General features: G+C 58.9%; 17 protein-coding genes. 9 read left to right on the top strand and 8 right to left on the bottom strand.

The genetic code is table 11. The features are described 5' to 3' along the window. Positions 1 to 8 precede the first annotated feature (8 nt). The 8 genes from CFBP5499_RS22640 to CFBP5499_RS22605 all read left to right on the top strand — a co-directional run bounded on the left by CFBP5499_RS22640 (position 9) and on the right by CFBP5499_RS22605 (position 8039). Positions 9 to 1019 carry an ABC transporter permease gene (locus tag CFBP5499_RS22640; protein ID WP_080828089.1) on the top strand — a complete coding sequence of 337 codons (1011 nt, stop codon included), beginning with the start codon at positions 9 to 11 and terminating at the stop codon, positions 1017 to 1019. Beyond that, positions 1016 to 1861, top strand: coding sequence for an ABC transporter permease (locus tag CFBP5499_RS22635; protein ID WP_080828092.1), 846 nt, complete (start codon positions 1016 to 1018; stop codon positions 1859 to 1861). Before CFBP5499_RS22640 ends, CFBP5499_RS22635 begins: the two co-directional genes overlap by 4 nt. Next, positions 1840 to 3558 (top strand): dipeptide ABC transporter ATP-binding protein, encoded by a 1719-nt coding sequence (locus CFBP5499_RS22630; protein WP_080828094.1) that lies wholly within the window; start codon positions 1840 to 1842, stop codon positions 3556 to 3558. The genes CFBP5499_RS22635 and CFBP5499_RS22630 overlap by 22 nt, the downstream gene beginning before the upstream one ends. Beyond that, positions 3555 to 4676: an LLM class flavin-dependent oxidoreductase gene (locus tag CFBP5499_RS22625; protein ID WP_080828097.1), complete on the top strand. Its 1122-nt coding sequence runs from the start codon at positions 3555 to 3557 to the stop codon at positions 4674 to 4676. The genes CFBP5499_RS22630 and CFBP5499_RS22625 overlap by 4 nt, the downstream gene beginning before the upstream one ends. A 121-nt stretch (positions 4677 to 4797) precedes the next feature. Beyond that, on the top strand, positions 4798 to 5901 hold the full coding sequence (locus CFBP5499_RS22620; protein WP_080828099.1) for an LLM class flavin-dependent oxidoreductase: 1104 nt from the start codon (positions 4798 to 4800) through the stop codon (positions 5899 to 5901). 114 nt (positions 5902 to 6015) lie between these two features. Next, complete coding sequence (locus CFBP5499_RS22615) at positions 6016 to 7197, top strand: acyl-CoA dehydrogenase family protein (RefSeq protein ID WP_080830122.1); 1182 nt, start codon at positions 6016 to 6018, stop codon at positions 7195 to 7197. 51 nt (positions 7198 to 7248) lie between these two features. After that, entirely contained in the window at positions 7249 to 7809 is a 561-nt protein-coding gene (locus tag CFBP5499_RS22610; RefSeq protein ID WP_080828100.1) for an NAD(P)H-dependent oxidoreductase, read from the top strand. A gap of 86 nt (positions 7810 to 7895) precedes the next feature. Further along, on the top strand, positions 7896 to 8039 hold the full coding sequence (locus tag CFBP5499_RS22605) for a hypothetical protein (protein WP_233284230.1): 144 nt from the start codon (positions 7896 to 7898) through the stop codon (positions 8037 to 8039). 5 nt (positions 8040 to 8044) lie between these two features. Here the strand turns inward: CFBP5499_RS22605 and CFBP5499_RS22600 are convergent, their stop codons facing one another. The 8 genes from CFBP5499_RS22600 to CFBP5499_RS22565 are packed head-to-tail and all read right to left on the bottom strand — an operon-like array spanning position 8045 to position 17778. After that, entirely contained in the window at positions 8045 to 9718 is a 1674-nt protein-coding gene (locus tag CFBP5499_RS22600; protein WP_130932577.1) for an acyltransferase, read from the bottom strand. Positions 9719 to 9723: 5 nt separating this feature from the next. After that, complete coding sequence (locus tag CFBP5499_RS22595; protein WP_236773239.1) at positions 9724 to 11610, bottom strand: DUF2264 domain-containing protein; 1887 nt, start codon at positions 11608 to 11610, stop codon at positions 9724 to 9726. A gap of 46 nt (positions 11611 to 11656) precedes the next feature. Beyond that, positions 11657 to 12937: an ABC transporter substrate-binding protein gene (locus tag CFBP5499_RS22590; RefSeq protein WP_080828102.1), complete on the bottom strand. Its 1281-nt coding sequence runs from the start codon at positions 12935 to 12937 to the stop codon at positions 11657 to 11659. Between the two features lie 48 nt (positions 12938 to 12985). Then, complete coding sequence (locus CFBP5499_RS22585; protein WP_080828105.1) at positions 12986 to 13690, bottom strand: DUF624 domain-containing protein; 705 nt, start codon at positions 13688 to 13690, stop codon at positions 12986 to 12988. An 18-nt stretch (positions 13691 to 13708) separates the two neighbouring features. Beyond that, positions 13709 to 14818, bottom strand: coding sequence for an ABC transporter ATP-binding protein (locus CFBP5499_RS22580; protein WP_080828107.1), 1110 nt, complete (start codon positions 14816 to 14818; stop codon positions 13709 to 13711). Between the two features lie 13 nt (positions 14819 to 14831). Then, entirely contained in the window at positions 14832 to 16004 is a 1173-nt protein-coding gene (locus CFBP5499_RS22575) for a glycoside hydrolase family 88 protein (RefSeq protein WP_080828109.1), read from the bottom strand. 4 nt (positions 16005 to 16008) lie between these two features. Then, positions 16009 to 16845 (bottom strand): carbohydrate ABC transporter permease, encoded by an 837-nt coding sequence (locus CFBP5499_RS22570; protein WP_080828111.1) that lies wholly within the window; start codon positions 16843 to 16845, stop codon positions 16009 to 16011. A 3-nt stretch (positions 16846 to 16848) separates the two neighbouring features. Then, positions 16849 to 17778, bottom strand: a complete 930-nt coding sequence (locus CFBP5499_RS22565) for a carbohydrate ABC transporter permease (RefSeq protein WP_371507031.1) — start codon at positions 17776 to 17778, stop codon at positions 16849 to 16851. 247 nt (positions 17779 to 18025) lie between these two features. Here CFBP5499_RS22565 and CFBP5499_RS22560 point away from each other — a divergent pair, with 247 nt between their 5' ends. Further along, positions 18026 to 19813 (top strand): heparinase II/III domain-containing protein, encoded by a 1788-nt coding sequence (locus CFBP5499_RS22560; RefSeq protein ID WP_080828115.1) that lies wholly within the window; start codon positions 18026 to 18028, stop codon positions 19811 to 19813. The last annotated feature ends 10 nt before the right edge of the window (positions 19814 to 19823 follow it).

Below are 19823 nucleotides of genomic sequence, written 5' to 3'. Positions count from 1 at the left end.
GTGACGGCATGAGCAATGCCTACCTTACCTACGCCGCAAAGCGGCTCGGCCAGGCGATCGTCGTCATCCTTCTGGCCTATGTCTTCACCTTCGTGGTCGTCAGCGTCCTGCCTGGCGACCCGATCACCAGCGTTCTGCGCAACCCGCAGAACGGTTTCACCGAGCAGGAGATCGCCGAAATCATCGCCGCGCAGGGGCTGGACAGGCCGATCATCGTGCAGCTCTGGCACTCCCTCTCGGCATTCCTGACGGGCGATCTCGGCGTCTCGATGCGCTCCAATCGACCCGTCGCAACCCTGATCGCCGAGGTGCTGCCATCGACGCTGGTTCTGGCCTCCGCCGGGCTTGCGGTCGCGTTGATCCTGGCCTTCGCCGTTGCCTATGGCACACAGGTCGTGCCGAAACGGTATGGGCAGGGGCTGCTGCGGGCCTTCCCGTCGCTATTCCTGTCGACACCCAATTTCGTCATCGGCCTGTTTCTGATCCACCTCTTCGGTTTTCAGCTCCGACTGTTCCGCGTCATCGAGCCCGACAGTTTCTGGGCGACGCTGTTTGCGGCGATCACCATCGGCATACCCTTCTCCGCACAGATCGCGGAAGTCCTGATCGCCAATCTCGATCATGAAGCGGAGCAGGATTACGCCGCGGTCGCCCGCAGCCGTGGCATCGGACCAAGACGGCTTTTCACGACACATCTGCTCAAGCCCGCTTCGCTACCGGTCGTGACCGTTATCGCGCTGACCGTGGGCGAACTTCTGGGCAACTCGCTGATCACGGAAACAGTGTTCGGCCGCACCGGTATCGGCAGTCTCGTACAGCGCTCCGTCAGCACCCAGGACTTGCCCGTCCTGCAGGCCATCGTCTCGCTGGGAGCTGTCGTATTCGTCGTCGTCAATCTCATCGCCGATCTTCTTTATCCGCTGCTCGATCCGCGGGTGAAAATTGTCGTCGGCCGAAAGCGCCGCCTGACCACCATCGATGACACATCGCTCGGCCTTGAAACGGGGAGCAAACCATGAGCCTCATCACCAGCCCGGTTTCCGGCAGCAATCCTTTCGAGAGACTGAGAGCTCTCAACATAACTGCAACGGTTGCCCTTTCCCTCCTCGTCATCGCAATCGTCGTCGCCTGGTCCATTGCGCCGCAACTGTTCACCAGCCAGAGCCCGATCAACGGCGTCCCGGCCGACAAGCTTCTAGCGCCGAGTTTTGCGCACTGGTTTGGCACGGATCATCTGGGGCGCGATCTCTATACAAGGGTCGTTTATGGCACAGCCTCATCCGTATCGAGCGCTTTGGTCGCTGTCGTCATCGGCGTCTTCATCGGTGGCCTGATAGGTCTGCTTGCCGGATTTTTCGGCGGCTGGGTGGATATCGTCTTTGCGCGTTTTGTCGACGTGCTGCTGTCCATCCCGAAGTTCTTGCTCGCGGTCATCATCGTCACGGCCATCGGCTTCGAAACGATCAATGCAGCGATCGCGACAGGCATATCAGCCATTGCCTTTTTCGCCCGCGTCGCGCGCTCCGAGGTCATCAAGACCCGTCAGGCAACCTTCGTGGAGGCGTCGTTTCTCGCAGGTGGCTCACGCGGCTACATCGTGCTGAGACATGTCCTTCCAAACGCATCGCGTTCGATGCTGCCACTTGCCGTGCTGCAATTCGGCGAGTCCATCCTGGTGATCGCCAGCCTCGCCTTTCTTGGCTACGGCGACCCTCCGCCTTCCTCCGACTGGGGCCTGCTGATTTCAATTGGCAAGGACTATCTCAAATGGCCCTGGCTCGTTTATGCGCCCGCGTTCGTTACGATCGTGACCGTCCTCTCTGTCAACAGGATCAGCCGATGGCTTCGCAAATCGCACTGAAAACAGCGCCAATCCTTCCCGAGATCGTGGCAGCGTCTCCCCAACATGCGACGCCGCTCCTCAAGGTCGAAAATCTTGCCGTTTCCTACGGACGGCAGGAGGTCGTCCATAATGTCGGCTTCGAAATCGGGCGCGGCGAAAGCCTTGCCCTCATCGGGGAATCCGGTTCTGGAAAATCGACAATCGCAAGAGCCGTGCTGAGGCTTCTGCCCACCGGCGCGAACGCCACCGGTCAGGTCGTTTTCGACAGACAGGATATTCTCGCCTTGCCGGAACGGCGTTTCAGGCCGTTTCGCGGTCGTGAAATCGGCTTCGTGCCGCAGGATCCGGGCAATTCTCTCAATCCTGTCAGAACAATCGGCTCCCAGGCACTGGAAGCCGCAGCGCTGACGGAAGAGGTCAATCCTTCGATCCGCAAGGCACTTATTCTGGAAACATTCGCCAAAGTGGGTCTCGACAATCCGCAACGAGTCTACGATTCCTATCCACATCAACTGTCCGGAGGAATGTTGCAGCGCGTGCTGATCGCTCTGGCAATATTGCCACGCCCTGCATTGCTGGTGGCAGACGAACCTACCTCGGCACTCGACGTGACGATCCAGAAACGTATCCTCGATCTCCTCTCCCGCCTTCGGGATGAACTGAATATCAGCCTGCTTCTCATTACCCACGATCTGGCAATAGCGGCAGAGAGGGCAAACAATCTCGTCGTGCTGAAGAACGGCGTCGTGCAGGAAGCAGGAAGAACAGCCGCCGTTTTTTCCTCCCCTTCCTCGTCCTATGCCAAAAAGCTTCATGGCGACGTGCCCGCGCTCAACCCGAATCGCTATGCCAAATTCCGTGATCCAGGCTTCAGCCTCCTCGATGGCGACAGGGCGCCAAAGATCGCGGTGAGCGGCGTCACCAAGCGCTTCACCGTGGATGGCAAAATCCTGACCGCGGTGGACGATATTTCGTTTACGGTTCCGGCAGGCACGACCCATGCTCTCGTCGGCGAATCCGGATCCGGCAAGACGACGGCGATCCGCCTGCTGCTGGGGCTCGAAGAGCCGGAAAGCGGCACGATCACGGTTGCCGACGAGACCGTCACGAGCAAAAGCCGCGCTTCGCTGCGGTCCGTCTGGCGGCATCTTCAACTGGTTTACCAGAACCCGTTTACGTCCCTCGACCCGACGTGGAAGGTGGGGCAGCTTGTTCGCGAACCACTCGACCGGTTCAGGATCGGGACGCCGAAAGAGCGATCCGAGCGGGTACACGAAGCTCTCGCGAATGTCGGCTTGAGTGAACACCTCTTGGAGCGCAAGCCATCGGCCCTGTCCGGCGGGCAGCGCCAGCGTGTGGCAATCGCCCGTTCGCTGGTTCTCAAACCGGATGTGATCGTGCTTGACGAACCCACTTCCGCTCTGGATGTCAGCGTTCAGGCAGATATCGTCGAGGTTCTGCTGTCGCTACAGGCGAAGCTCGGCCTGACCTATGTCTTTGTTTCGCATGATCTCGCTCTCGTCCGGCAACTTGCGCACAGCGTTTCGGTGATGCAGCGGGGACGCATTGTCGAACATGGAGCCGTCACGGAGATTTTCGGCAATCCGAGACACGAATATACCGCGTCGCTGCTGAACTCCATCCCGTCGGGCATTGCTGCGACGGGTCGCGTTCCCGCTATCCAGCGCGCCCTGAGGAAGGAGCAACTCGCATGAATGTTGCAGCACCTTCCAGCGATCTTCCGCTGTTGTTTCGACCGAAACAGCGGCTTGGCTTCAATACGCGGGTGTCGTTCAACGACGATGACGGTCCGGCAAAGGGGCTGCGACAGGGCATCGAACTGTTCAGGCAGGCGGAAAGGCTGGGTTATCAGTCGGGCTGGGCCTATCAGCGTCACTTCGACCACTATCTGTCTTCTCCTTTACCCTTCTTTGCGGCAGTCGGTCAGCTTACGCGGCACATCACACTTGGCTCTGCCGTCATCCCGATGCGGTATCAGGACCCTATCCTCCTGGCCGAGGCGGCGGGAACAACCGACCTTTTGATCGATGGTCGCCTTGAGCTTGCGATTTCGACTGGGGCCAATGGTGCATTCGATGCCGTGTTCGGCACCGTGGACACCGATGCCCGCACGGAGGCAAAGCGTCGCCAGTCGCGCTTCCTCGCGGCCATTGCCGGCGATGTTCTGCACACTGTCACAGAGCGGGACACAGGTGCACCTCCGGGAGCCGAGTTGCGGGTTACCCCGCATAGCCCGACCCTGCGCAGCCGTATCCGACAGGGTTCTGCCAGCATCGATTCAGCGATCCAGGCCGCCGAACTTGGGATCGGCCTGATTTCCGGGACCGTCCTTCACGATCAGGCCGAAGGCGAGACTTTCGGTCAATATCAAGCGCGGATCATCGATGCCTATCGCACCCACTGGCTGCGCATCTGGAAGACGACGCCGCCGCCAGTCGCCGTTGCCGCTTCCATTCTGGTCGGCACCACCCCGGAACTACGGGAGAAATACGCGGCTTACGATCTTGAGCGTCGCACGGCCGGGATTGCCGCCTCGCGCCCAAAGGGAGCACTGGCTCCCGCCGGCCCGCCCGTCGGAGCACAGATTTCTCCGGTCTTCCAGGGCACACCGGATGCAGTCATAGAGGCGGTGCTGAGCGACCCCGGACTGGCAGCAGCCGATGAACTCGTCCTGTTTCTGCCTCCCGCTTTCGGATTGTCCGAAAACATAAGATTGCTCGCCGATCTTGCGACGACGGTCGCTCCGTCTCTGGGGTGGAGACCCACGGGGGATCATGAGGGGGCCGGAACGGCCGGCGATCCGGGGTTCTAGATCATCAGCATAGTCAGGCAATATTTTCTACATATTCCATAGAAATAGAAAGACCTGTCTTCCTCATTTGCCACATCGGCTTTAGCTTTTACCCGACACTCAGAAACACCAAGGAGCTCCCATGGCTGCGGAATTCATCAGCGTCAGCTTTCCCAATGCGTCCAATGATCTAGACCCCATCCCGGATGCTCCGGTCGATCCGCTCTTTCTGGAACGTTATGCGCGTGCACTGGACGACTACGGGTTCAACTACACGCTCGTTCCCTATTCCTCCTCCTCGTTCGATCCCTTCACTTTGGGCGCTACGGTGCTCGCCCATACGAAGAATATCAAGATCATCGTCGCGCTCCGACCCAACACCGTTTATCCGACGGTTGCCGCCAAATCCCTCGCCACGCTTGACCAATTGAGCGGCGGTCGCGTCGTTGTCCACTTCATCGCGGGCGGAAGCGACGAGGAGCAGGCTCGCGAGGGGGATTTCCTCAACAAGGAAGAGCGTTACGAACGTCAGGAAGAATATATCCGTATTCTCCGCCTTGCCTGGACATCGACCGAACCCTTCGATTTCGACGGGAAATATTACCAGTTCAAGCAATTCCGCAGCGCAGTACGCCCCACCAACGGTCTGATCCCGATTTCGCTCGGCGGTTCGTCGGATGCCGCCTATCGTATTGGCGGCTCGCTGTGCGATATTTTCGGCCTCTGGGGCGAACCTCTGGCTGAAACCAAGCAGCAGATCGACCGTATCTATGCCGAAGCCGCAAAAGCAGGCCGAACCGATCGACCGCGCATCTGGGTTACCTTCCGGCCAATCGTGGCGGAAACAGACGAATTGGCCTGGGAGAAAGCGCACAGGGTTCTCGACCGTCTGAACGAGAACCGCCAGAAGGGTCTTTCCCGCGCGCCGGTCAAGGCAACACCACCTGCCAATATCGGATCCCAACGCCTGCTCGATATCGCCAAACGTGGCGACGTTCACGACCGGGCGCTGTGGTACCCAACGGTCACCGCGACCAATGCAAGCGGTGCGACAACCGCTTTGGTCGGATCGCCCCGCACAATCGCCGATTCCATTCTCGACTATATTGATCTCGGCGCCGATCTGATTTCGATCCGTGGATACGACAATTATAATGATGCCGTCGACTATGGACGATACATCCTGCCCCTCGTCCGAGAGGGCATTCGCGAACGCGAAGAGGCAAAGAAGAAGGCAGCCGCCTGATCGTGTCAATCCGGCGATGCCGTCGGACCTATCCATCTCTTCTTACAGGACTGGGATCATCCACGCCCGGAACGGATGATCCCGCCTCTCGACCTCCAGAAAGCCGTTATCCGCATGTCCTATGATCCCGCCGCACTTGACGCTGCCGTGCGCATCCTTTCCGAAGCCGCACCGGATGCGGATCAGACCGGCCAGTTTCCCTGGACCGGCATTCGCGCCGTTCATCAGGCGGGGCTTCTTGAGAGTACCGTAGCCACGCGTTACGGCGGCCCGGGAGGAACCTTGAGCACCGCAGCCCATATTCTGGCAGCGCTTGGACGCGGTGATCCCTCTGTGGCGCTCATCAGCGCGATGACGATCTTCACGCATCTCGGAGAGGCAACGAAGGACCACTGGCCCGACGGGCTTTACAGGGAGCTTCTTTCCACGGCCAAACATCAGCCGCTGTTGCTGAATGCCGCCCGTGTGGAACCCGAGCTGGGCTCGCCGGCCCGCGGCGGATTGCCGGCCACACGTGCGCACCGGACTGCAAATGGCTGGTCGATCACGGGCCGCAAGCGTTTCGTGACAGGTGCACATGGCCTCACGCACTTCCTCGTCTGGGCGCATACCGACGAGGTTCAGGCTCGGGTCGGCACCTTCGTCGTACCCAACGGCCTGCCCGGCATCAAGATTATAGAAAACTGGAAAAGCCTCGGAATGCGGGCAACCGGTTCGCACGACGTCGAATATACCGAGGTTGAAATCCCGGCAGAAAATGCGCTGGAACTCGTTGATCCGTCTGTTGCACAGCAGGATAATCGCGGCCATGCGGCAATGACGCTTGCGCTGACTGCAATCTATCTGGGCGCGGCCGAAGCGGCTCAGGAGGCGTTCATTCGCTTCGCCCATGAACGCGTGCCCGCCAATCTGGGCCACCCCATTGCGCGGACAGAACGTTTTGTCACGCTTTCGGGCGAGATCGACCTTTTGGTCTCGGGCGCCCGGCAGATCATCTTCGGCGCGCTCGCAGGCCATATCGGTGACGCCGAACACCTGATAAGGGCCCGGCTTCTCGCCGGCAGGCAAATCCGGGAAGCGGTGCAACTGGCTGTCCGCGGCATCGGCAATCCCGGCCTCAATGCCGATCTGGGTCTGGAACGGCATTTCCGTGATATCCAGTCGGTTCTCGTCCATGCTCCCCAGGAGGACACCTCCGTCGCCATTCTGGGACGCGCCGCCTTTGATCGCTGGAAAACGGGCGAGAATGAGCGATCGGCACATCCGACCGGCCTGTCAATCCTGAAGACGGCTTAAGGCACGGATGCGCAATCCGCCTTTCCTCAAGATCACTCGAAAGAACCTTCAATGAGCAACAATTTGATCGTCGGTTTCTCCGGCAACACCTCGCGCCCATCAAGCACGAAACGCTTTGTCGAAAGCGTCAGCGAAACGCTGGCCGGACAATTGGGCCTGCGGCACCAGGTTTTCGACATTGAGGATATAGGCGCGTCATTGAGCTCTGCACGTTCCGTAGCCGATCTGGACGGGAACGGGCGGCGGGTGGTTCAGACGATCATAGAGGCCGAAGCTCTTGTGATCGGCTCGCCAACCTACAAGGGAAGCTATACGGGTCTCTTTAAACATGTAATCGATCTTCTCGCCCCCGCTGACCTCAGAGGTAAACCGATCATCCTGACGGCGACAGGCGGCGGAGACCGCCATTCGCTTATGGTGGAGCATCAACTCAGACCGCTATTTGCATTTTTCGAAGCCTTCGTGACACCGACCGCAATCTACACTTCCGGCCGGGATTTTATAGAAGGTGAGCTTTCACCGACCATAAATGCTCGGGTAGATCAGGCAATCGCAGAAGCTGCTTTGCTTGTGAAAGCACGGTCTGAAAACGTCACTATCGCTGCGGAATAACTGGTCCCTGCGCCAAGGATACCCGCCGAAACGTAGAAGGTCCCGCGACCTGCTGATCGCGCGCGAGCCCCGAAGAGGTCGATGCCATGGTTGTCGCCGCGGCAAAAGCGGGCGGTCAAACGGATGTGCGAGAGCCGCAGGATCTGGGCTTTATGTATCTCCGGGTCTTCGCCGACCCCGCTGGCCACGTATTTGAGCCGGCCTACATGGATTTGAGCAGCGAGAGCTGACGTCATCACTGACCTGCAGAGGATTTGGGCCGGGCAATCGTGCCGCCGATAATTTCCGCAGGTTCAAAGCGATGAATACCGCGGGGTTGGAACGGCAGGAACTGCTCCGCCCCGAGAAGTTTCGCGGCAAGCCAGAGGACAGTCATCCACATTTCCGTGCCCTGCAGTCCGGCCGGATGCCCCTCGGCGAAGGCAAATCCCTTCCCCTTTTGCCATCGCCCCTCGTTTCGGCTCAAAATTTCGCGAGCGATCTCTTTCGCCTCCTCTCGCCTGTGATCCGCCTGTTTCAGGCACAGAAGCAGGGGATGGATCGTATCCAGCAGGTTGCAGGCGTTAAATTCCATGCCACGAAAGCCGCCATAGTCGCGGTAATTGGCGATGACGGAGTCGATTGCCGCCTCCGGGTGTGGAACAGGCAGACCGAACTGGGCGTAAGTGCCGCGCGTGAGACGGTAAAAGCCGTTGACCGGTTGCAGCAGGCCTTGCGCGGCGGTCGGTTGACCCCAAAGCCCGGTTATCCTGTCCGCGTTCATCGCAAGCCACCCGAAGAGCAGGGCAAGATTGTCGCCCGATGTGAAATAGCGCCTGTTGAAATAAAGGGCTGTCGCGAGGGCGTCGATGGTGGCGCCGCAATGCCACGCCCGGCTTTGCCATGGCAGGTCTTCCAGCAGGCGGGTCAGTTCCCCCGCGCGCATGTGCTCGACAAAGACAATCGGCTGTTTCGGAGCGGTGCCAAAGCATTCCAGCGCATACCCGATGGCCAGAATATTGTAGAGGATGGAGGGATCCTGTTCTGGCGGTGTCGAGTGGTGTTGGTCGGCGGCAAAAAACAGCCCCGTTTGCGCATCCTGCATGGCCAGCAGGCTTGCCACGGTTTTTTCGGCGTCGAAGGCGGTTCTTTCCTGTCCGAAAGCCGCAGCTATCTCGATCGCGTCGCACAGATGCCTGGCACTTTCAACGACTTGCCCGGATGCATCGGCTGAATGATAGGCGCTCTCTTTCTCATAGGAACGAATGGCTGTCAGCCAGTCGTCGGCAATTTCCTCACCTAACCTCCGCAGCAGGCGTTCGGTTTTCGGGAAGTTTGAAGTAGCCGCCTTTTCTCCGCGATATCGCAGAACCCGGGCGGGAACGCCGCCGGCAATGGCCATGGCTGGAATATCCTTCGATACGGTTGCGCCTGCCGCGATAATCGCTCCGCGTCCAATCTTCACACCATCCAGCACCACGGCATTGGCGCCGATCCAGACATCGTCGCCGATCTCTATGCCAAGCGACGTCAGCGGCTGGCGATAGATGGGGGTGTCGATGTCATCAAAACCGTGATTGAAGCCGACGATGCTGACATGAGAAGCGATACGCACCCCGTTGCCGATCGTCACCTTGCCGGAAAGGCAGGCATAGGGATTGATCGAGACGTTGTCCCCGAGTTCGATATCACCACGCACAATCGCGTAACCGGCAATCCAGGACCGCGCCCCCATTTGCAACCGGTCCGTATGCACCTCGGCTTTGGCGGCAATGTAAACGTCTTGGCCGAAACTGGCATTGGCAGAACGCTCAAGGTCATGCAGCCGTGCCTGATGGTCGGGACTGTCGATATCCTCCTGTTTCCGCTCCCAGGTCAGGATGTTCAGCCGATCCGGCCTTTGAGAAACAATCGGTTCTTCGTCCGCCATCATGGTCAGCCCGCGCGGTTTTCTTCGAGGGCATAGGCTGGAACACGCCGTCCCTCTCGCCTGAACATATCTTCCAGCGCTGCGAGATCGGGCATATCGGGAGGGGCAGCCAATGCGGCGTCTGCCCCTTTGCCGACAGGGAGCGCCATGGATGCCGTCACCAGGAGGGTTTCGCCGGGCGGAATGGCGCCGCGCAATTGCGGAACGAGGGTTCTGGCGTGGATAAGATTGGTGTTGGCGATGGCTTGAAGGCAGAGACCTTCGCGACGAATACCAGCCGGGAGATCGACAATGACGCTCGTGTCGCTCCATCCGTAGCAGACAGCCCGGCATTCTCCTGCTTCAGTTCTGTCGCGGTTGAAATCGGCGCGTTCTATGGCAAAGCCACCTTCGGATGTTTGCAGCGCGCGCGGCGTGCGGATGCGGTGCAGTCTTATATGCCAGGGGTTATGCGGAACGAGCCATGTCTCGATCTCGACATCCGCCCAGGGCCGCCAGCGTGAATAAAGGCAGTCCTTTGCGATCAACGCCTCCTCCATCGTCTCACGCGTGCGGAAGTGCACGCCATCATCGGAAAGACCGAGCATGCCGTCGAAACTTGCCGCGGCAAAATGCCGGTCATCCGCCTCGACATTGAAGGCATAGCGGGTGGAATAGACGAATTTCGAATATTTCTCCTGCGCGCCGCGCATCCTGTCATGTTGTTGTCCGGAGGATAAGACGACGACATTGCCCGGCGTGTGAAAGGCCACCATGCCGGGTTCCGGCAATGGTATCGGTTCGAAGAATTCCTGCGGCTCCGCCTCCGGCGCCATCCAGAAGAGATGGTCGGCCGGCAGCGCCAGCGGCAGGAAAAATTTGAGCGCCCAATAGGGTGAGCAGGGAGAATTGTAACTCTCGCTCATCAGCAGGTTCGGATAGCCATATCCGACGGAGAGAACGCCATCGCGATCGGCGATGGGCCGCTTCGACCACCAGCGGATATGGCGCATATAATAACCCTTGGTCTCCGGCCATGGCAGCGCATTGAGATCGGCAAAGGCGAGAGCACCCCAGAAACCGCCGGCCGCAAAACGATAGGTCTGGCTGCGTCCGAAGGCAAGCGAAGCGCCGTCCGGTCCGAACCAGTGCCGCATGTCGCGGGCGAAAATGCGCGAGCGTTCGATAAGTCGTGTTTTTCGGGCCTCGTCGTCTTTCGCCAGCACCGTGTAGATCAGGCCGTAAAAATGCATGGCGAAGGGAATATAATGGTCAACGCGCCGCACCGGCCCGTCGCGATACCAGCCGTTGCCGATATCGAAAGCCTCAAGCTCGTCGAGATAGGTTTGGGTCTTGCTGCGGTCGAATTCAACACCCACTCGCTCCAACCCGAGATCGATCAGGACACGGAAAAATTTCCAGTTATTATCGACGAATTCCCGCTCGCGCGCGGCCAGAAGATAGGCGGCGACAGTCTTTTTGTCCGTTTCGGCAAGCGGCTCCCAGATGTGTTCGGGAACCATGGCAAGCGCAAATCCTATGGCCGCCAACTCAACCAGCCTCTGGTGCCGGTCTGCCGTGTCACCCCAATATTCGGGGTGAGCCGGGTTGGCGCCGTTGGCCAGCCCGCGCCGGTAGAGGTCCCAGTGCGGAAAATCATAACCGCCGGCAGCAAGGGGGACGATGCCCCATAGTGGCCGGGCAAAGCCCTCAAGTTCCGCCGCAGGAAAATCGAAAATCGCTCCCGTTGCGCCAAGCCGGACACGCGCCCCACCCGGTGAAAAACAGCCTAGCAACGGGTTGAAAAGATCAATCACCGCCTTTGCGAGATCGTCCCTGCTGAGAAGCGGATTGTGAAAGAGCGGATTGGCTGCTGCGGTCTCGTGAGGCACGGTTACGAATGTCCGGAACATGATCAATGGGGAAGGCCGCGGGCTCTCACCTGCGGCCCCGTGGCAATTATTTGATGGCCTTGACGCCATCATTCATGTCCTTGATGCCGTCATCGATGGAGATATTGTCGGTCATCAGCGCGTCATGCACGCGGTTCAGGACGACTTCGATCTTGGCCGCATTGGGATTCACCGCCATTTCCAGATAGGCCTTGCCGGCCTGCAACGCGTCCTTGCTGGCCTGATCCTGCGGGAAGCCCGGCAGCGCTGCGATCTTCTCGGCCACGTCATCGGTTCTGAGTGCGGGGAAGGTGCCGGTGGAGGCAACGATGGCCGCACCCTCAGGGCCGGTGACGAACTTGATGAAATCCAGCGCCGCTTCCTTATGACCGGAATTGGCATTGACCGACAATCCGGCGATCTGAGCGGCGGTCGCGCCTGCCGCCACACCGTCCGGGTGCGGGAACTTCACGATGCCCCAGTTGACGCTTTTCGACTCGCCGGATTTCACCTTGGCGATCTGCGTTCCGACGAACCATGTGCCCATGGGCAGCATGCCGATCGTTCCGTTGAAGAACAGAGCGGAATAATGGGTGTTGGATGTCTTCAGCGAAGCATAGGACGGAATCGCGCCGCTCTTCTGCAGGGCGAGCGCCCGTTCATACCAGGGTTTCAGGAATTCATAATTGCCATCCACCAGCGTGTGCTTGCCATCCTGAATGCCGGGCAGCTGCACCGTCGAACGCCATGTATGCAACAGCGCGCCATAGATGCGGTTGGCGCCCATGCCACCCTTCAGCTTGCCCGCGATTTCATCAAACTGCGCCCAGCTCATGTCATTGGTGGGGTAAGGCACGCCTGCCTTGTCGAAAACATCCTTGTTGTAATAGACCACCCAGAAATCCGAGCGGAACGGCAGGGCGTAAATCTTGCCGTCGATGGTCAGCTCCTCGATCAGGCCGCCATAGGGAGCCGTCTCGATTTTCTGATCCTTGATGAAGCTGTTGAGATCCGTGATGTTGCCGGCGCGCACCAGATTGGCGTAACCGGGCACATCCTTGATGGTGACGACGTCGATATCCTTGGAGCCGCCGGTGAGCTGCGTGGATATCATCTGCGTATAGTCCTGCGAGCCGAGGTCCACCACCTCGAACGTCACATTCGGATGTTTCTGCTTGTAGGCCTCCATCAAGGGCTTGAAATAAGCGCCCTTATCCAGATCCCACAGCGCCCATTTGAGCGTTACTGGTGCATCGCCCGCAGCGAATGCCGTTCCTCCCATGCCCATGGCAATGCCGAGACCGGCGGTTGCGAGAGCAAATGCACGTCTGGTTGTTTTAAACTCCATAGCCCGTTTCTCCTTCCCTGACTGATGTCGTTTGATCTTAGGTATGCTTTAAGTGCTGCTCCCCGCCGGTTCGGACACCCGCAGGCGCTTTTTCGCGACGGCGTTTCTTGCCGCAAAGCACAGGGCGAACATGCCGAGCGAAAAATTGACGGTTGCCGGCATGAACACGGACACCGGATAAAACAGGATATGCGCGATCCAGAGTGCCGTGACGAAACCGAGCACCGCAAGCATCGGCAGCGGCCTGGTGAGTGCAAAAAATGCCGCTTGCCGCAGCGTCTCCCGAAGCGGCAGGTCCTCTCGCACCATGAGAACGGTGGCATAGGCGCAGACTAGGATGAGGAACAGCGTCACCGCCAGACTGATCGCAAAAGGCAGGCTATAGATGAGTTGATGCCGAACGGCCCCGGCATAGCTGACGGTCGCATAGGCACCGGCGCTGACCAGAAGCCCGCTGACAGCTGTAAGTGCGGTGCCGCGCAGGGCGAATTTCCGCATCGCCTCGAGAAAATCGCGCAGCAGATAGGTATTTTCGTCATTTGCGAGGGAAACGCAGACGCGGGCCACGGCCAGCATCGCCGCCGGCATCGTCACCACCGGCAGGCTGGCGATGATGAAGAGGAGATTGAGCTTCACCATCTCCCACCATTCGCGCTTGATGATATCGAGGAACAGGGCGAGGCCGATAGGCGACGGGGCGTTCTTGTCGATCCCCGCTCCTTCTTTCGTCCATAACCCTTCCAGCCATTGCATCGCGCTCTCCCCGCCGTCTCAGTAAAGGATCGATCGCTCGGTGGCGGGATCGAAAAGCTGCGCGTTCGTCAGATCGGCCACCAGCTCGACGGGATCGCCGATCTTCGCCCTGAAACGCGGCGAGACGCGTGCGACGAGATTTCGGCCGCCGGAGACGAGGTTGAGATGCACTTCCGACCCCATCGGCTCCGCCAGTTCCACCGTCGCCCGGAAGGGTGCGACATTGGCGGCATCGATATCCGCCGGGGCGAATTCGTGGAAATTTTCCGGACGGATGCCGAGAACGATGTCCTTTGCCTCATAGGGAAGCAGGCGTGCGGTATCGATGTCCGCCGGCAGGGGCAACGGATTGCCGTCGAACAGGGCGATGACGCGGTCGCCGTCGCGGCGCAGCGTCACGGGCAGCATGTTCATCTGGGGCGCGCCGATGAAACCCGCCACGAACATGTTGATGGGCCGGTCATAGAGATTTTGCGGCGTATCCACCTGCTGGATATGGCCGTCCTTCATCACCACGATCCGGTCCGCCATGGTCATGGCCTCCACCTGATCGTGGGTCACGTAAATGAAGGTGGCGTCCAGCCGCTTGTGCAGCTTGGAGATTTCCGATCGCATCGTACCGCGCAGCTTGGCATCCAGATTGGAAAGCGGCTCATCGAGAAGGAAGACTTCCGGATTGCGCACCATGGCCCGGCCGAGCGCGACGCGCTGGCGCTGGCCGCCGGAGAGCGCTTTCGGCTTGCGGTTTAAGAGATGAGTGATGTCGAGGATTTTCGCCGCATCCTTGACCTTGGTGTCGATGAGATCGCGCGGCGCCTTTCTGAGTTCCAGACCAAAGGCCATGTTCTTGTAGACGGTCATGTGCGGATAAAGCGCATAGTTCTGGAACACCATGGCGATGTCGCGGTCTTTCGAGGGGACATCGTTCATCACGTCCTCGCCAATGCGCAACTCGCCGCCGGAGATTTCCTCCAGCCCGGCGATCATCCTGAGCGTCGTGGATTTTCCGCATCCGGAAGGGCCGACCAGAATGATGAATTCCTTGTCGGCAATATCCAGATCGATATCGTGAACGACCTTGAGCGCGCCGAAGGTCTTGTTGAGTTTTTTCAGGGAAATGCTTGCCATCTGTTCCTCGCGCTCACCAATAGGAAGACCAGTTGCGCGAAAGGCGGATCAGCGCTTCCAGATAATAATAATCGCCCCAGGAGACGCACTCATCGACGCCTTCGCCCCGGCAGGTATTGTGCGGCGTCCTCTTGGAATAGGTGCCGTGCAGAAGTTGCCCGTTGGAGATTTCCGGATCCCGGACGGCGTAGATATCGGCGAGGCTCTTCACCATGCGTTTTGCCAGTTCGCGGTACTCTTCCGCCTTTTCCGGCGTCTCCAGCTCCGCCATTTCCAGAAGACCGCAGGCGACGATGGCAGCTGCCGAACTGTCGCGCGGCTCTCCATCGCTGTCCGAGAAGATAAGATCCCAATAGGGCACGAGATCATCGGGTAGGCGTTTAAGGTAGAAGGAAAGAAGCCGCTCGAAAGTGTCCCGATACGCTGGTAGGCGCTCGTAACGATAGGAAATAGCCATGCCGGCGATGCCCCAGGCCTGTCCGCGTGCCCAGTAGCTCTCGTCGCTGTAACCCTGCTTCGTCACGCCGCGCACCGGTGCCCCGGTTTCGGGGTCCATGTAGAATGTATGATAAGTGGAATCGTCTGGCCGGACGGAATGAGTGAGCGTGGTGCGGGCATGCGCAAGTGCCACGGTGCGATAATCTTCCCGGTCCGTTTCCCGGCTTGCCCAATAAAGCAGCGGCAGGTTCAAAAGGCAGTCGATGATGTAGCGATATTCGTTGGGGTTATCCCTGCGCCCCCAAGCCTGAATGAATTGCCCGACCGGCTGGAACCGCTCCATCAGCTGGTCCGCTGCCATCAGCGCCGCGCGTCTGCCGTCCTCATCTCCCACCAGTTTCCATGCGGCGATGCAGGAGGGCGAATAGAGAAAACCCATATCGTGATGATCGGTCTCGATGCGGTTTTCGATACGGTGCAGGAAGCTCTGCACCTGAATTTGCGCCGCATGCTGAAAGGTCCTGTCGCCGGTATGTTCGAAGGCAAGCCATATCTGACCCGGCCAGAAACCGGCGGTCCATTGATCGTTGGCGACGGCCGGATAAAAATTCTTCACGCTTGAATGGTTCTGCGCCGCATAGGTGAACTCCGGCAGGTTGCGCCTGACCTGCGCGATGGCGGCCACAAGCGCGGCATCGACTTCCGCTGGGGTGATCGGGGCTGGAACGGACGTGGTCAAATCGAGCATGAAATCAACCCTTGAGGCCGGTGGAGGCGACGCCTTCAACGAAGAAGCGCTGCAATGCCAGGAAAACGACGAGAACCGGAATGAGCGCCACCACCGAAGCGGCCATGATCAGCCCGTATTCCGCCGAATATTGCGAAATGAACATGCGCAGGCCGATCTGGATGGTCTTCAGCTCGGTCTTGGTGAGATAGATCATCGGACCCATGAAATCGTTCCAGGTCGTGACAAAGGTGAAGATCGTCAGGGTGGAGAGAGCCGGCTTGGAGAGCGGCAGCATGATCTTCGCCCAGATCTGGTATTCGTTCATGCCGTCGATGCGGGCTGCCTCGCACAGTTCGTTCGGGATCGACATGTAGAATTGCCGCATCAGGAAGACGCCGAAGGCGGTAAAGGCCTGCAGGAAAATCAGGGCGAGATGGGTGTTGTTGAGCCCGAATTCACGCATCAGCAGGAATTGCGGCACCATATAGACCTGCCAGGGCATGGCGATGGTGGCGATGTAACCGAGGAACAGCGTGTTCTTGTAGGGAAAATGCAGCTTGGCGAAGGCATAGGCAGCAAAACTTGACGTCAGCAATTGCAGCAAAGTGACGATGATCGTCAGCTTCGAGGTATTGTAGATGAACAGCGCCAGCGGGATTTTCGTCCAGATTTCCACGTAGTTTTCCCAGCGCGGCTGGGAGGGAATCCACTCGATCGGAAAGGCGAAGACGTCGCGGCTGAGTTTCAGCGATGCCGACAGCATCCATGCGAAGGGCAGGAGCATGACGATGGTGACGACGATGACGGTCAGATAGATGCCGATCGTGGTGGCGGGGATTTTTCGGCCCATGATGCGCATGGATCAATCCTCCCGCTGCCGTTTGAACTGAACGATGGTGACGACAAGGACCAGGAAGAACAGGACGAGCGCGATCATGCTGGAATAGCCGAGATCCCAGGAAATGAAGGCCTCATTGTAAATGTGGTAGACGAGAACCAGCGTCGAGGTGCCTGGGCCGCCCTGTGTGATCATGTAGACCTGATCGAAAACCTTGAAGGACTGGATCGTCAGCATCACCGTGACGAAGAAGGTCGTCGGCGCGAGCTGCGGCAGGGTGACGTGGATGAATTTCTGCCAGGCATTGGCGCCGTCCAGTCCCGCCGCTTCATAAAGCTCCGCATTGATACCCTGCAGCCCAGCCAGATAAATGACCATGTAATAACCCATGCTCTTCCAGACGCCGAAAAGGATGACCGTGACCATGGCCCAGTGCCGGTCCGCCGCCCATCCCGGCATGTCGGCTGGATCAAGGCCGAGCGTATAGAGCAGCATGTTAACCGGACCCATTTCCGGATTGAAAATCATGTTCCAGACAACGGCCACGGCGACCAGCGACGCGACATAGGGAAAGAACATGGCCGTGCGGAAGAAATTGCGTCCGCGGATTTTCTGGTTGAGCAGGATCGCAAGGCCCAGCGCGCAGGCAAGCGTGGCCGGCACCGATGCGGCGGTGTAAATGACCGTATTCCAGAAGGCCGCGATGAAGGCCTTGTCCTCGAATAGCCGCCAGAAATTATCGAGACCGGCAAAACGCATTGCATTGGAGCCGTCCCAGTGCATGAAGGCGAGCGCAAAGGCAAAGAGGATTGGTCCGAGCGTGAAAATCGCAAAGCCGAGAAAATTGGGCGCGATGAAGGAATAGGCGACGAGCGCGTTTTCGATCCTGCGCCGCCGTCTGGAGACGACGCGGACCTTCTTCCTGCGATACGGAGCCGCCTGCTTGTCGGACATGGTCGCGGTTGCAATTGCCACAGCATACCTCCCATTGCCGCCGTTTCACCACTTCATTGGCGCCAGCAGCCTGCATTTCCCATTGCGACACGGGTTTTCTCCCTGCCGCCTCCCGCGCTCTGGATAACACAATATCGATATTGGTCAAACAACTTTGCACAAAGTCAGACAAATTTTCTGGTTTTTTAAAAATACGTATGATAGGAGGCCCATATGGGATTACGGAACGCGCGGGAGGTTTGAGGGCGTGTTTGTCGAAATGATGCGGCACCTGCCCGATCGGTTCGCCGATTTCGGCTCGGAACTGACGGCGGAAAAAATTCGTGCCTCAATGCCGGATGCGGTTCGCGACAGTCTCGTCGAGGCCGCGGAACAGGCCCTTGGCGAGCCCTGGTCCGTCATTCTGGCGGGCGATTACCGGGAATACGGCCGAAGCGGCAATCGCGATCGTTTCGAAGGACTTTATTTTTCCCGCCGGCTGAAGCTGAACGCGCTGGTTCTCGGAGAATGCGCCGAGGCGCAGGGCCGCTTCCTCGATGCCATCATCGACGGTCTCTGGCTGATATGCGAAGAGAGCGGCTGGCAATTGCCCGCCCATAATTCCCATATTCGCGGCGGTCCGAGAGATACCCTACCCGATCCGCAACATCCGGTGATCGACCTGTTCGCCGCCGAGACGGGCGCCAATCTTGCCTTGTGCCTACACCTGCTTGCGCCGGAACTTGAACGGACAAATACGCCCCTCCCATCCCGTATCCGCGCCGAAATCGACCGACGGATCACGCAGCCCTATCTTGCGCAACATTTCTGGTGGATGGGGAATGGCGACGAGCGGATGAATAACTGGACCGCCTGGATCACCCAGAACGTCCTGCTTTCGACCTTACTGCTGCCCACCGACCAGCCGACACGACGTTCGGTCGTCAAAAAGGCAATCAAGAGTCTCGACGCGTTTCAGAAGGATTATGCAGAAGACGGAGCCTGCGAAGAGGGCGTCCTTTATTACGGCCATGCGGCACTGTGCCTGTTCGGAGCAATGAGCATTCTCGAGGCCAGCGCCCCCGGCTCCATGATGCCGCTTTTCGAAACGCCGAAACTGCGCAACATGGCGGAATTCATCCTCAACATGCATGTGGCGGAGGACAGTTTTTTCAACTTCGCCGACGCACCGGCGAAGGTCGAGACCGCAGGGGTGCGGGAATATCTCTTCGGCAAGGCCGTCTTGTCCCTGCCGCTTCAGGCTTTCGCCGCCGCCTGCTGGAAACGCTCACCGGATAGGTTGATGCAGAAGGAGTGGAACCTCTGGTATCGCGTTCAGGCGGTTCTCGCCGTATCAGAATTATCTGCGTTTGTTCCCCCAGAACCGGCAAAGTCCGACACTGCCTATCCTGGCATAGGGCTGGCGATTGCCCGCGACGGGGTTTTCGATCTTGCCGTGAAGGCGGGCCATAATGGCGAAAGCCACAACCACAACGATGTCGGCAGTTTCACGCTTTATAAGAATGGCCGGCCATTCATCATCGATGTGGGGGTGGAAACTTACACCGCAAAAACCTTTTCACCGCAGCGATATGAAATCTGGACAATGCAGTCGGCCTTTCACAATCTGCCGATTTTCGGCGGCGTCATGCAGGCCGCCGGGCCAGAGTTTGCCGCACGCGATTTTGTGGCGGAGTTTTCGGAAAAACAGGCGGAAATTGCCTTCGACATAGCCGGAGCTTATCCGCCCGATGCGGGGGTCGAACATTACCGACGGCGCGTCCGGTTGCTGCGCGGCAGTCGCGTCGAGGTCACCGATGATTATCAGGGCAAGAGAGATGCGGTTCTGTCGCTGATGGTTGCCGAAAAGCCCATCGTCACGCCGGAAAACCTGATCTTTCCGGGTCTTGGAGGGGTGGTCTGTGAAGGCGCGGGCGCGCTCACCATCGAGACAATCACTATCGACGACGCCAGGCTTCGCCAGTCTTTGCCGCCGATGATCTATCGCATTCTTGTTCCCATCAAAGCCAAGCGTCTGTGCCTGACGATCAGTTAAGGAAATGCCG

The sequence above is a fragment of the Agrobacterium tumefaciens genome (assembly GCF_005221325.1).
Lineage (GTDB): Bacteria > Pseudomonadota > Alphaproteobacteria > Rhizobiales > Rhizobiaceae > Agrobacterium.
This window is presented reverse-complemented; position numbering and strand designations above follow the sequence as displayed.

Coding starts and splice junctions, on each gene's coding strand:
- CFBP5499_RS22610 (WP_080828100.1), top strand. CDS start 7,249: ATGAGCAACAATTTGATCGTCGGTTTCTCCGGCAACACCTCGCGCCCA.
- CFBP5499_RS22575 (WP_080828109.1), bottom strand. CDS start 16,004: ATGCTCGATTTGACCACGTCCGTTCCAGCCCCGATCACCCCAGCGGAA.
- CFBP5499_RS22580 (WP_080828107.1), bottom strand. CDS start 14,818: ATGGCAAGCATTTCCCTGAAAAAACTCAACAAGACCTTCGGCGCGCTC.
- CFBP5499_RS22585 (WP_080828105.1), bottom strand. CDS start 13,690: ATGCAATGGCTGGAAGGGTTATGGACGAAAGAAGGAGCGGGGATCGAC.
- CFBP5499_RS22635 (WP_080828092.1), top strand. CDS start 1,016: ATGAGCCTCATCACCAGCCCGGTTTCCGGCAGCAATCCTTTCGAGAGA.
- CFBP5499_RS22640 (WP_080828089.1), top strand. CDS start 9: ATGAGCAATGCCTACCTTACCTACGCCGCAAAGCGGCTCGGCCAGGCG.
- CFBP5499_RS22565 (WP_371507031.1), bottom strand. CDS start 17,778: ATGTCCGACAAGCAGGCGGCTCCGTATCGCAGGAAGAAGGTCCGCGTC.
- CFBP5499_RS22605 (WP_233284230.1), top strand. CDS start 7,896: ATGGTTGTCGCCGCGGCAAAAGCGGGCGGTCAAACGGATGTGCGAGAG.
- CFBP5499_RS22600 (WP_130932577.1), bottom strand. CDS start 9,718: ATGGCGGACGAAGAACCGATTGTTTCTCAAAGGCCGGATCGGCTGAAC.
- CFBP5499_RS22625 (WP_080828097.1), top strand. CDS start 3,555: ATGAATGTTGCAGCACCTTCCAGCGATCTTCCGCTGTTGTTTCGACCG.
- CFBP5499_RS22590 (WP_080828102.1), bottom strand. CDS start 12,937: ATGGAGTTTAAAACAACCAGACGTGCATTTGCTCTCGCAACCGCCGGT.
- CFBP5499_RS22620 (WP_080828099.1), top strand. CDS start 4,798: ATGGCTGCGGAATTCATCAGCGTCAGCTTTCCCAATGCGTCCAATGAT.
- CFBP5499_RS22595 (WP_236773239.1), bottom strand. CDS start 11,610: ATGTTCCGGACATTCGTAACCGTGCCTCACGAGACCGCAGCAGCCAAT.
- CFBP5499_RS22630 (WP_080828094.1), top strand. CDS start 1,840: ATGGCTTCGCAAATCGCACTGAAAACAGCGCCAATCCTTCCCGAGATC.
- CFBP5499_RS22615 (WP_080830122.1), top strand. CDS start 6,016: ATGTCCTATGATCCCGCCGCACTTGACGCTGCCGTGCGCATCCTTTCC.
- CFBP5499_RS22570 (WP_080828111.1), bottom strand. CDS start 16,845: ATGCGCATCATGGGCCGAAAAATCCCCGCCACCACGATCGGCATCTAT.